Source organism: Pseudomonas sp. MAG733B (assembly GCF_036884845.1).
In the GTDB taxonomy this organism is placed as follows: domain Bacteria; phylum Pseudomonadota; class Gammaproteobacteria; order Pseudomonadales; family Pseudomonadaceae; genus Aquipseudomonas.
The window spans coordinates 4895151-4907087 of record NZ_CP145732.1 but is presented as its reverse complement, the minus strand read 5'-3'; the positions used below and the strand labels follow the sequence as shown (position 1 = coordinate 4907087).

Annotated in this window: 9 protein-coding genes; 4 read left to right on the top strand and 5 right to left on the bottom strand. The window is 61.4% G+C overall.

Annotated features, from left to right (window positions below):
• Positions 1-21 precede the first annotated feature (21 nt).
• From lipA to V6Z53_RS22450, 5 genes are all read right to left on the bottom strand, one after another.
• On the bottom strand, positions 22-981 hold the full coding sequence (gene lipA, locus V6Z53_RS22470; RefSeq protein WP_338581837.1) for a lipoyl synthase: 960 nt from the start codon (positions 979-981) through the stop codon (positions 22-24).
• Between the two features lie 142 nt (positions 982-1123).
• The gene (gene glyA, locus V6Z53_RS22465) at positions 1124-2380 is read right to left on the bottom strand and encodes a serine hydroxymethyltransferase (RefSeq protein WP_338581836.1); all 1257 of its coding nucleotides are present in this window, start codon (positions 2378-2380) and stop codon (positions 1124-1126) included.
• A 28-nt stretch (positions 2381-2408) separates the two neighbouring features.
• Entirely contained in the window at positions 2409-2792 is a 384-nt protein-coding gene (gene gcvH, locus V6Z53_RS22460; RefSeq protein ID WP_338581835.1) for a glycine cleavage system protein GcvH, read from the bottom strand.
• A 381-nt stretch (positions 2793-3173) separates the two neighbouring features.
• On the bottom strand, positions 3174-4682 hold the full coding sequence (locus tag V6Z53_RS22455) for a sigma-54-dependent transcriptional regulator (RefSeq protein ID WP_338581834.1): 1509 nt from the start codon (positions 4680-4682) through the stop codon (positions 3174-3176).
• 69 nt (positions 4683-4751) lie between these two features.
• A complete protein-coding gene (locus V6Z53_RS22450) occupies positions 4752-5666 on the bottom strand; it encodes a LysR family transcriptional regulator (RefSeq protein ID WP_338581833.1) in 915 nt (304 codons plus the stop codon).
• A gap of 151 nt (positions 5667-5817) precedes the next feature.
• Here V6Z53_RS22450 and speB point away from each other — a divergent pair, with 151 nt between their 5' ends.
• The 4 genes from speB to betA all read left to right on the top strand — a co-directional run bounded on the left by speB (position 5818) and on the right by betA (position 11901).
• Positions 5818-6819, top strand: coding sequence for an agmatinase (gene speB, locus V6Z53_RS22445; RefSeq protein WP_338581831.1), 1002 nt, complete (start codon positions 5818-5820; stop codon positions 6817-6819).
• A 55-nt stretch (positions 6820-6874) separates the two neighbouring features.
• On the top strand, positions 6875-8386 hold the full coding sequence (locus tag V6Z53_RS22440) for an aldehyde dehydrogenase family protein (protein WP_338581830.1): 1512 nt from the start codon (positions 6875-6877) through the stop codon (positions 8384-8386).
• A 219-nt stretch (positions 8387-8605) separates the two neighbouring features.
• On the top strand, positions 8606-10180 hold the full coding sequence (locus V6Z53_RS22435; RefSeq protein WP_338581829.1) for a cytosine permease: 1575 nt from the start codon (positions 8606-8608) through the stop codon (positions 10178-10180).
• A 32-nt stretch (positions 10181-10212) separates the two neighbouring features.
• A complete protein-coding gene (gene betA, locus V6Z53_RS22430; protein ID WP_338586548.1) occupies positions 10213-11901 on the top strand; it encodes a choline dehydrogenase in 1689 nt (562 codons plus the stop codon).
• Positions 11902-11937 lie beyond the last annotated feature (36 nt).

Here is an 11937-nt window from a genome sequence, read left to right as displayed (position 1 = left end):
CATGCATGACCAGACACCTCATCATGGCTTGAAACCCGCTCCACCTCCATGAAGTTGTTGGTCGGCATGATAGGACGAGCGCACCAACGGACCGGACGCGACGTTCTTGAAACCCATGCGCGCGCCTTCCTCGGCGAACCAGGCAAACACGTCCGGGTGCACGAAACGCTGCACCGGCAAATGGCTGCGCGACGGTTGCAGGTACTGGCCGAGGGTGAGCATGTCGATGTCGTGCTCGCGCATGCGCTGCATCACCTCGATGACTTCTTCGTCGGTTTCGCCCAGGCCCAGCATCAGTCCGGACTTGGTCGGCACCTGCGGCACCCGTTGCTTGAAGTTCTGCAACAAGTCCAGCGACCACTCGAAATCCGAACCCGGTCGCGCGGCCTTGTACAGACGCGGCACGGTTTCCAGATTGTGGTTGAACACATCCGGCGGCTCGTTGGCGGTGATCGCCAGGGCGACGTCCATGCGTCCGCGATAATCCGGCACCAGGGTTTCCAGTTGAATGCCCGGCGACAGCTTGCGGATCTCGCGCAGGCAATCGACAAAGTGTTGGGCGCCGCCATCGCGCAAATCGTCGCGGTCCACCGAGGTGATCACCACGTACTTCAAGCGCAATTCGGCAATGGCCACGGCGAGGTTGGTCGGCTCGTCGACGTCCAGTGGTTTCGGGCGTCCATGGCCAACATCGCAGAACGGGCAGCGGCGAGTGCAGATGTCGCCCATGATCATGAACGTCGCGGTGCCACCGGAAAAACACTCGCCGAGGTTCGGGCAGGAGGCTTCTTCGCAGACACTGTGCAGCTTGTGTTTGCGCAGCAGCTGCTTGATGCGGTCGACTTCGGGGGAGGTTGGCATGCGCACGCGAATCCAGTCCGGTTTACGCGGGAATTCGTCGGTGGGGATGATCTTCACCGGAATCCGCGCGACCTTTTCTGCGCCGCGCAGTTTGGTGCCGACTTCTACTTTGGCATTCATGGTGCTTTCCTTGTGCGACAGGGTACAGAACCTGTGGGAGCGGGCTTGCTCGCGAAGGGGGCGTGTCAGTCGGCATCCATATTGACTGACACGCCGCCTTCGCGAGCAAGCCCGCTCCCACAAGGGTTTTTGTGTTGTGTGGTCAGTCGCGGTAGACCGGGAAGTCGGCGCACAAGGCGGCGGCTTGTCGAGCGACATTGGCCTCGATATCAGCATCGCCGAGGTGATCGAGGATGTCGCAAATCCACCCTGCCAACGCGATGCTTTGCGCTTCCTTGAAGCCACGGCTGGTGATCGCCGGCGTACCAATGCGCAGGCCCGAAGTCACGAACGGCGATTGCGGATCGTTGGGCACGGCGTTCTTGTTCACGGTGATACCGGCACGGCCAAGGGCCGCGTCGGCGTCCTTGCCGGTCAGGCCCTGACGGATCAAGCTGACCAGGAACAGATGGTTGTCGGTACCACCGGACACCACGTCATAACCCCGCTCGATAAACACTTGCGCCATGGCTTGGGCGTTGCGGATCACCTGCGCCTGATAAGTCTTGAATCCCGGCTCCAGCGCTTCCTTGAAGCACACGGCCTTGGCCGCGATCACGTGCATCAACGGGCCGCCCTGACCACCGGGGAACACCGCGGCGTTGAACTTTTTCTCAAGTTCAGGATTGGCCTTGGCCAGGATCAAACCGCCGCGTGGGCCGCGCAGGGTCTTGTGGGTCGTGGTGGTGACCACGTCGGCGTACGGCAACGGGTTCGGGTACAGACCGGTCGCCACCAGCCCGGCGACGTGGGCCATGTCGACGAAGAAGTACGCGCCCACCTTGTCGGCGATCTGGCGGAAGCGCGGGAAGTCCAGGGTCTTGGAGTAGGCGGAGAACCCGGCGATGATCATTTTCGGCTGGTGTTGAACGGCCAGACGCTCGACTTCGTCGTAGTCGATCAGCCCGGTTTTGGTGTCGATGCCATATTGCACGGCGTTGTACAGCTTGCCGGAAAAACTCACTTTGGCGCCGTGGGTCAGATGGCCGCCGTGGGCCAGGCTCATGCCCAACACGGTGTCGCCCGCTTGCAGCAACGCCAGATAAACCGCCGCGTTGGCCTGGCTACCGGAATGGGGCTGGACGTTGGCGTAATCGGCGCCGAACAGCTGTTTGGCGCGATCGATGGCCAGTTGCTCAACCACATCGACGTGTTCACAGCCGCCGTAGTAGCGCTTGCCCGGATAACCTTCGGCGTACTTGTTGGTCAGGCCGCTGCCTTGCGCTTCCATCACCCGTTGGCTGGTGTAGTTCTCCGAGGCGATCAGTTCGATGTGATGCTCTTGCCGTGCGTCCTCGGCATTGATCGCCGCCAGCAATTCGTCGTCGTAGCCTTTGATCTGGTCGTGCTTGCTGAACATGGTGTGGTCCTTGTGTGGAAAGGGGGCTTTAAGCGTCGGCGTGTTCTGCGGTCAGGCGTTCATAGGCGTCTTGGTCCAGCAAATCGCTCAACGCTTCGACATCGACCGGTTTGAAGCGAAAGAACCAGCCTTCGCCCAATGGGTCTTCGTTGACCAGTTCCGGGGTGTTCTCCAGCGTTGCGTTGATCTCGACCACTTCACCGTCCAGCGGCATGCCGATGCTGCTGGCGGCTTTCACCGATTCCAGCACCGAGACTTCAGCACCGGCATTGAAAGCGCCCAATTCGGGCACCTGAACGAACACCACATCCCCCAATGCCTGCTGGGCAAACGCGGTGATGCCGACAGTGACCAGGCCATTGCTCTCAAGACGCAACCATTCGTGATCGACGGTGAAACGCAATTCGCTCATATCAACTCCTTATTGTTTTTAGGCTCGCTGGGGGGCAACGAGTGGGGTTGGAGGAGTGATAGCAAGGGCGGTGCCAAGGTTTATTATTTGTTTAAAATCAATTGGTTGAAGATATTTTTTGACGCGGGGGGAATTGCGTGTGTATTGAGATCAATACAGTCGGGCAGGGATGTAAGCGTGGACGCCGTCATTGCAGTGCGTACAGGGTTTTGTCTTGATTTCGTTACGCTGTATCGATTTGAACACGGAGAGTTCAACAACAACACAGTCCACTGTGGGAGCGGGCTTGCTCGCGAAGGCGGTGTGTCATTCACCATTTATGTTGTCTGACACGACGCCTTCGCGAGCAAGCCCGCTCCCACATTTTTGACTGAGTCAGTTTTAAGGCTTGGCTGGAATCCCGTACTTGCGCAACCGAATCGCAATGGCGCTGTGCGAAGTCTGCAACCGCGCCGCCAGCAATCGACTGGATGGATAGCTGCGGTAAAGCTGTTCCAGCAGGTTCTTTTCGAAGTCACCCACGGCTTCTTCCAGGCTGCCGACTTCGCCGTCGTTCTTGCGCTCCACCGCTGTGCGCGCGATGTCCAGGTCGTCGATGTCCACCAGCGGGTTTTCGCAGATCGCCGCCGCGCGGAAAATCACGTTTTGCAGTTGCCGCACGTTGCCCGGCCAACGGTTGCCGAGCAGGGCGGGGAAGGTGCTTGGCGCCAGGCGACAGACAGGGCGCTGGATCTGTGCGCAGGCCTGCTGCATGAAGTGATTGGCCATCAACAGGATGTCGTGACCGCGCTCGCGCAGCGGCGGCACTTGCAGGTTGAGCACGTTGAGGCGGTAGAACAGGTCTTCACGGAAATGCCCTTCGCTGACCATCTTTTCCAGGTCGCGGTGGGTGGCGCTGAGGATGCGCACGTTGACCTTGACCTCACGATCGCCGCCGACCCGACGGAAGCAACCATCGCTCAGAAAACGCAGCAACTTGGCTTGCAGGTACGGCGACATTTCCCCCACTTCGTCGAGGAACACCGTGCCCTGATCGGCCAGTTCCAGCAGCCCGAGTTTGCCGCCGCGTTGCGCGCCGGTGAAGGCGCCGGGGGCGTAGCCGAACAGCTCGCTCTCGGCCAGGCTCTCCGGCAGCGCCGCGCAGTTCAGCGCCAGAAACGGCGCGTCACGCCGTCCGCTGATGGCGTGACAGGCGCGGGCCACGAGTTCCTTGCCGGTGCCGGTTTCACCCTGGATCAGCAATGGCGCATCGAGCGCTGCCACACGCTGGGCGCGGGCCTTGAGCGCGCGGATCGGCGGCGACTCGCCGAGCAGTGCGTCGAACCCTTCGGCGTGATCGTGATGCAGCGCCGAGAGGCGTTCGCCGATGCGATTCGGTTGATAGAGCGTGAGCAGGGCGCCGGCATCGGTGACCGGCATGGCGTCGAGCAGCAAGGTCTGGCCGCCAAGGCTGACCTCGTGCATCGGCAGGCGGAAATGGTGAGCGATCAGGCTGCGTTGCAAATCAGGATCATCGAACAAAGTGCTCAGCGATTCCCCGGCCGGTTCACGACCGCACAGGGCGATCAGCGCCGGATTGGCCAGCAGCACGTGACCACGATCATCCACCGCCAGCACCGGGTCTGTACTGGCCGCGAGCAACGCGTCGAGTTGCAAGTGCCGACGCTGGCCGGGAAGGATGTCGACCACCGTCACCGCTTGCACACCTTGCACCCCGAGAAAGGCTTCGCGCAGTTCTTCCATCACGTCGGCGTCGAGGGTCGGCGCATCGATGTAGACGTTCGGCGGCACCATCTCCACCGCGTCCAGATTGAAACTGCGCCCGCCCAGCAGGGCCAGCACTTCCTGGGTAATTCCGACGCGGTCGATGAAGGTGACGTGGATGCGCATGACAGGCCTGCAAGGTGGGCGAACTAAAATCAGTATGCAGGGCGAAATTTGAATTTGGCGAGCGTCACGTTAGCCGTTGGCGGTTTTACGGGCGCTGGCTGCCAGGTCCTCGAGGAACGCCTGAAGGATCGGCGGCGGTGCCACGCCGCGCCGGGTGATCACGTCGAACGGCGATTTCAGGCGCAGGCTGTTCGGCGCGAGTTGGTGCATTTCGCCGCTCTTGACCCATTGCGCGGCGAAGTGCTCCGGCAGAAAACCCAGGTAGGCACCGGAGATGATCAGGATCGCGGTGGCTTCGATGTTGTCCACGGTGGCCGCCGCCTTGCTCACGCCCAAGTGTTCGAGGTCGTATTGCTGCATGTAGCCGCGCACCACGATGCGGCTGGCCGCGACTTCTTCGAGCAGTTCCTGGCCTTCGGCCTGGCTGCCATGCAACGGGTGACGCCGCCCGCAATACAAGCCCAAGGCTTCCTGGTACAGCGGTGATTGCAGCAGCCCCGGCAGATGAATCGGGAAGTGCCCGATGGCCAGGTGCAAGCGGCCGTCGAGCACTCGTTCTTCGAGTTCCGCCGGGGTGCCGACGTACACGTTCAGGTGCACATCGTGGCCCCGGGAAACGAAGCGCTGGGTGGTGCGCGGGATCGGCGAATCCGGGTCGGTGATCGTCGTGTCGATGATCCCCAGATTGAGCTTGCCGCTGATGTGCTGCTTGAGCACGTCGGCGTCCATGCAGAAATTTTCCACCGCCGACAGCAGACGCTGGGTGGCTTCATGAATCGCCACGCCTTGTTCGGTCAAGCGGAAGCCGCTGCGCCCGCGCTGGCACAGCTTGACCCCGAGCCGGGTTTCCAGATGGGTCATCTGTTCGCTGATGGTCGACTGCCCGGCATTGAGCGCCGCCTGCGCGGCCGAGAAGCCGCCGCAGCGGACAATCGTGGCAAACACCCTGAGCAGTTTCAGGTCGACATCGTGCAGCTGGATCATCTTGGACCTCCGGCATGGGGATGCATCGGTAATGCCGATATGAGTATCTGATGTTTAGCATTTTTTCCACGAAAAGCTGCGCCCATAGTCTTTCCAGCGGCGGTCGCCTTGCAGTCCGCCAGGCCGATAACAAGAAGTGGAGAGGCTAGAAATGTCGAACAACGGTTATGAATCCGGTCGTCTGAACCTGCCATTCGTAGGTCATTGCACCTTTGGCAAATCCCCGGTGTGCACCGATTGGGATGCACTGGATGCCGACGTCGCGGTACTCGGCGTGCCCAACGACATGGGCACCCAGTGGCGCTCCGGCGCACGCTTCGGACCACGCGGGATTCGTGAAGCATCGACGCTGTTTTCCTTCGGTCACGCCGGCGCCTACGACCACGAAGATGACGTGATGTACCTCACCGCATCGGACGTGCGCATGGTCGACGTCGGTGATGCCGACATCGTCCACACCGATATGGTCACCAGTAACAAGAACACCGAATACGCCGTGCGCAAGATCCTCGATGCCGGCGTGATGCCGGTGGTACTCGGCGGCGATCACTCGGTGCACGCGCCGGTGATCAAGGCCTTCGAAGGCCGCGGCCCGATCCACATCATTCACTTCGACGCGCACCTGGATTTCGTCGACGAGCGCCACGGCGTGCGCTACGGCCACGGCAACCCGCTGCGCCGCGCCTCGGAAATGAACCACATCGTCGGCATGACCCAAATGGGCATCCGCAACGTCTCGTCGTCCAACCGCGACGACTACGAAGCGGCCCATGAAGCGGGCTCGAAAATCCTCTCGGTGCGCGATGTGCGTCGCCTCGGCGTCGAGGGTGTGCTGGCGCTGATCCCGCAGAACATCAACTACTACATCACCATCGACATCGACGGTTTCGACCCGTCCATCGCCCCCGGCACCGGCACCCCGAGCCACGGCGGCTTCCTCTACTACGAAGTGCTGGAAATCATCCAGGCCCTGGCCAAGCGCAGCAAAGGCAACATCGTCGGCATGGACCTGGTGGAAGTGGCGCCGGTGTACGACCCGACCGGCATGACCTCGATCCTCGCCGCGCAACTGCTGCTCAACAGCATCGGTTTCATCTTCCACGAGCGGGGCAAGGTAAGGGCGGCGGCCGAGAGTGAAGCCACGCCAGCCTGAACATCGAAACCACAAAAACCCGGCAGGACCTGACTGCCGGGCAGAGAGAATAAAAATGGACACGATCGTCAAAAGTTACCTGCAGAAATTCGGCGTCAGCGAAGCCACTCAGACCTTTCTCAGCAAGGTCCAGAAAATGTTCATCGGTGGCGCCTGGGTCGAATCCAGCAATGGTGAAACCTCCGATGTGATCGAACCGTCGACCGAAGGCCTGATCACCCGCATTCCCATGGGCACCACCGATGATCTGGACCGCGCCGTGCAAGCCGCCCGCGCGCAGTTCGACGGCGGCGCCTGGCGTCAGGCCAAACCGGCAGAACGCGAGCGCATGATGCAGCGCCTGGCCGACCTGATCGAGCAGAACGCCGCTGAACTGGCAGAGATCGAATCCATCGACATGGGCAAATCCGTGGCCTTCGCCAAGGACGTCGACATCCAGGGCACCATCGATACCCTGCGTTACTTCGCCGGTTGGGCCACCAAACTGCACGGCCGCACCGTCGAACCTTCGCTGCCGGGCAATTACCTGGCCTATACCCGCAAGGAAGCGGTCGGTGTGGTGGGCGCCATCGTGCCGTGGAATTTCCCGCTGCAAACCATGGCGTGGAAGCTCGGTGCGGCGCTGGCGACCGGTTGCACCGTGGTGGTCAAACCCGCTGAACTAACGTCGTTGTCGGCCTTGCGCTTCGCGGAACTGGTGCAGGAAGCGGGCATCCCCGACGGCGTGATCAACATCGTCACCGGGCGCGGCAGCGTGGTCGGTGCGGCCATGGCCACCCATCCCGGCATCGATAAACTGACCTTCACCGGTTCGACCCCGGTCGGCCAGACGGTCGGCCGCGCAGCACTGGATGACATGAAGCGCCTGACCCTTGAACTCGGTGGTAAATCACCGGTTATCGTCTGTGCCGACGCCGACATCCCGGCCGCCGCCCAGGCAGTCGCCAACGGTGTGTTTTTCAACTCCGGGCAGGTATGCGATGCGGGTACACGGGCCTATATTCATAGCAGTGTCTACGACGAATTCCTGCGTGAGCTGATCGCCTACACGCGCACCCTGAAAATGGCTCCGGGCCTGGACCCAGACTGCTTCATCGGCCCACTGGTTTCGGCCCTGCAAAAGCAGCGCGTGACCGAGTACATCGAAACCGGCAAGGCCGAAGGCGCCGAACTGGTCTACGGCGGCCAACCGGTCGATGGCCCTGGCTTCTTCGTCGAGCCGACCATCTTCGCCAACTGCCGCAACGACATGCGCATCGTCCAGGAAGAGATCTTCGGCCCGGTGCTGGTCACCGCACCGTTCGACGATGAGGAAGAGGCGCTGGCCTTGGCCAATGACTCGCCGTATGGCCTGGCTGCCGCACTGTATTCCAATGACCTCGGCAAGGTGCACAGCCTGATTCCACGCTTGAAGGCCGGTTCGGTCTACGTCAACGCCCACGGCACCCTCGACCCTTCGATGCCGTTCGGTGGCTACAAGCAGTCCGGGTTCGGCAAGGACCTGGGCGCCGAGCAGCTCGACTACCTGCTCGAAACCAAGGCTGTGTGGATCACGCTGCCAAGCTGATGCGCCCCCACGGTCAAAAGGCATCTGCAACAACGCCAGGTAGGCACGGGCAACACTAAACCTGTGGCGAGGGAGCTTGTTCCCGCTGGGGCGCGAAGCGGCCCTGAAAATGGGCCTGCTACGCAGTCCAGCGGGAGCAAGCTCCCTCGCCACAGGGGAGTCGTTCACCCGAAAAAACGCGGTTATCTCGTCATGATCTTCCAACAATAAGAGTCCATCATGAACACTAACGCCAAGTCAGCCACGAGCGTGTCCGCCCTCGACGACAAGTCCGTCGTCGAGGGGCATTCCATTGACTTCATCCCTGAGAACGAGCGCACCGACAAACTGTCGAGCCAGGGCCCGTTCTGGTTCCTCGGCAACTTCACCTTCTTCACCATGACCATCGGTTTCGTCGGCCCAAGCGTCGGCCTCACCGCGCTGTGGACCACGCTGGCCGGCACGCTGGGCATCATGTTCGGCACGCTGTTCATGGCCTTCCATGGTTCGCAAGGTCCACACCTTGGCCTGCCGCAGATGATCCAGTCGCGGGCGCAGTTCGGTTATCGCGGCGTGATCCTGGTGCTACTGGCGACGCTGTTCGTGTTCGCCGGGTTCAACATCGTCAATCTGGTGTTGATGATGCAAGGTCTGCACACGCTGTTCGGATTCAATCCCGCCGTGATCGCGGTGGCGGTGACCATTCCGGCGGCGGTGCTGGCGATCCTCGGTCATGACTGGATGCACCGCAGCTTCAAATGGGCGTTGTACTTGTCGCTGCCGCTGTACGGTTTGGTGACCCTGGCGGTGGTGATGGGCTGGGTGCCGGATGCCGTGTTGCCGGCGCTCGCCGAAGGTGAAGTGGCCCGCGAACCGCTGGGCTTCAACTGGACCGGTTTCATCGCGCAGTTCGCGGCCGCGGCGAGTTACAACATCGCCTACGCCCCGTACGTTTCGGATTATTCGCGCTACCTGCCGAAGAACACCTCCAGCGGCAAGTTGATTGCGGTGGTGTTTCTCGGGGCGTCGTTGTCCGGCGCGTGGATGATTTCCGTCGGTGGCTGGCTGGCCGATCACCTGCACTCCACTGACGTGCTGGTGGCGCTCGGGCAAGTCGGCAACACCGTATCGCCGCTGATGGGCACGGCGGTGGTGGTGGTCACCATTCTGGCGTTCCTGCCGGTGATCGCGATGAACATCTACAGCGCCAAGCTGACCACGCTGACCTGCGTCGACTCGATCAAACACATCGAACCCACCCGCAAGGCGCGCATCCTGGCCATCGCGTTCGTGATCCTGCTGCAACTGGGCGTGGCGCTGAGCATCCAGAGTTCCGGCAAAGGCCTGTCGGTGCTGGGGATCTACCTGGTGGTGATGCTGTATTTCCTGGTGCCCTGGACCTCGGTCAACCTCACCGACTACTTCTTCGTGCGCAAGGGCCGCTACGCCATCCCGCACTTCTTCATGCCCCACGGCAACATCTACGGCAGCTGGGGCCTGCGCGGTATCGCCGCCTACGCCATCGGCTTCATTTCGATGATCCCGTTCTTCTACATCTACGACGGCGTCGAACAGCGCGAGGTGTACGTCGGCCCGCTGGCCAAGGCGCTCGGCAGCATCGACATCGCCTGGCTGGTCGGGTTGATCGTCTCGGGGCTGGCGTACTACTGGCTGAGCCGCTCGATCGACTTGAAACGCGAAGAAGTCGTGATCCAGCAGATCGAAAAGACCTCCCCGCAATACACCACCGGCGACACGCTGACCCACAAACAGCAGCCATTGCCGGTATTCACTGAATCGACGGTCGGGAGATAACTATGACCACGCAGAGAATGACCACGCAAAGCATGACCACGCAAAAATACGACTACATCATCATTGGCGCAGGCTCGGCGGGTTGTGTGTTGGCCAACCGCCTGAGCGAAGATCCCGCCACCTCGGTGCTGGTGCTGGAATTCGGCGGCAGCGACAAGAGCGTAGTGATCCAGATGCCCAGTGCCTTCTCGATCCCGATGAACACCAAGAAATACAACTGGCGCTATGAGACCGAGCCTGAGACTTACCTCAACGGCCGACGCATTCACTGCCCTCGGGGCAAAGTGCTGGGCGGTTCGTCGTCGATCAACGGTCTGGTCTACATCCGTGGTCACGCGCTGGATTTCGACGAATGGGAATCCCTCGGCGCCCAGGGCTGGGGCTACAAGAATTGCCTGCCGTATTTCAAGCGTGCCGAAAGCTATGAGTCGGGTGGCGACAGCTATCGCGGGCAAACCGGGCCACTGCACACCACCAACGGCAACCACATGAAAAACCCGCTATACGGGGCCTGGGTTGAAGCCGGTGCCGAGGCGGGCTACATCAAGACCGAAGACTGCAACGGCTACATGCAGGAAGGTTTCGGCGCGATGCACATGACCGTGAAAAACGGCGTGCGTTGCTCCACCGCCAATGCGTATCTGCGCCCGGCGATGGGCCGCCCGAACCTGACCGTGATCACCCACGCCATGACTCGGCAGATCATCCTCGAAGGCAAGCGTGCGGTGGGGGTCATGTACGACCACGACGGCCAGACCCATCAGGTGTATTGCAACCGCGAAGTGCTGATTTCGTCCGGGCCGATCGGTTCGCCGCACCTGTTGCAACGCTCCGGCATCGGCCCGGCCGAAGTCCTGCGCAAAGCCGGGATCGGCGTGCGCCATGATCTGCCGGGAGTAGGGGAGAACCTGCAGGACCACGCCGAGGTGTACATCCAGTTCGGCTGCAAGGAACCGGTGACGCTCAACAGCAAGATGGACCCGCTGAGCAAGTTGATGATCGGTTTGCGCTGGCTGCTGTTCAAGGATGGCCTTGGCGCGACCAACCACTTCGAGGCCGGTGGTTTTATTCGCTCGGAGAAGGGCCTGCGCTGGCCGGACATCCAGTTCCACTTCCTGCCGGCGGCGATGCGCTACGACGGCAACAAGCCGATCAAGGGCCACGGTTTCATGGTGCTCACAGGTCCCAACAAACCGAAGAGCCGTGGCTATGTGCGGGTGCGTTCGGCCGATCCGTATGAACATCCGGAAATCCGCTTCAACTATCTGCAACGCGAAGAGGACCGCGAAGGCTTCCGCCGCTGCATCCGCCTGACCCGCGAGATCATCGGTCAGAAAGCCATGGACCGTTTCCGTGACGGCGAAATCGCTCCCGGCGGGCTGGTGACCAGTGATGAAGACCTCGATGCGTTCGTGCGTGAAAACCTCGAAAGCACTTACCACCCTTGCGGTTCGTGCCGCATGGGCGAGGACGACATGGCGGTGGTGGATTCCGAGTTGCGGGTGCATGGCATTGCCGGGTTGCGGGTGATCGATTCGTCGGTGTTCCCGACTGAACCGAACGGCAACCTCAATGCGCCGACCATCATGCTCGCCGAACGTGCCTCGGATCTGGTGCGTGGCGTGAAGATGCTGCCGGCATCGGATGTACCGGTGGGGTTGGTGGAGAACTGGGAGAACAGTCAGCGCAATGGATTGCCGGGACGTAACGTGCGGGTCTGACCACAATCCGCAATCCAATGTGGGAGCCTAATGTGG

Coding starts and splice junctions, on each gene's coding strand:
- lipA (WP_338581837.1), bottom strand. CDS start 981: ATGAATGCCAAAGTAGAAGTCGGCACCAAACTGCGCGGCGCAGAAAAG.
- glyA (WP_338581836.1), bottom strand. CDS start 2,380: ATGTTCAGCAAGCACGACCAGATCAAAGGCTACGACGACGAATTGCTG.
- gcvH (WP_338581835.1), bottom strand. CDS start 2,792: ATGAGCGAATTGCGTTTCACCGTCGATCACGAATGGTTGCGTCTTGAG.
- V6Z53_RS22455 (WP_338581834.1), bottom strand. CDS start 4,682: ATGCGCATCCACGTCACCTTCATCGACCGCGTCGGAATTACCCAGGAA.
- V6Z53_RS22450 (WP_338581833.1), bottom strand. CDS start 5,666: ATGATCCAGCTGCACGATGTCGACCTGAAACTGCTCAGGGTGTTTGCC.
- speB (WP_338581831.1), top strand. CDS start 5,818: ATGTCGAACAACGGTTATGAATCCGGTCGTCTGAACCTGCCATTCGTA.
- V6Z53_RS22440 (WP_338581830.1), top strand. CDS start 6,875: ATGGACACGATCGTCAAAAGTTACCTGCAGAAATTCGGCGTCAGCGAA.
- V6Z53_RS22435 (WP_338581829.1), top strand. CDS start 8,606: ATGAACACTAACGCCAAGTCAGCCACGAGCGTGTCCGCCCTCGACGAC.
- betA (WP_338586548.1), top strand. CDS start 10,213: ATGACCACGCAAAAATACGACTACATCATCATTGGCGCAGGCTCGGCG.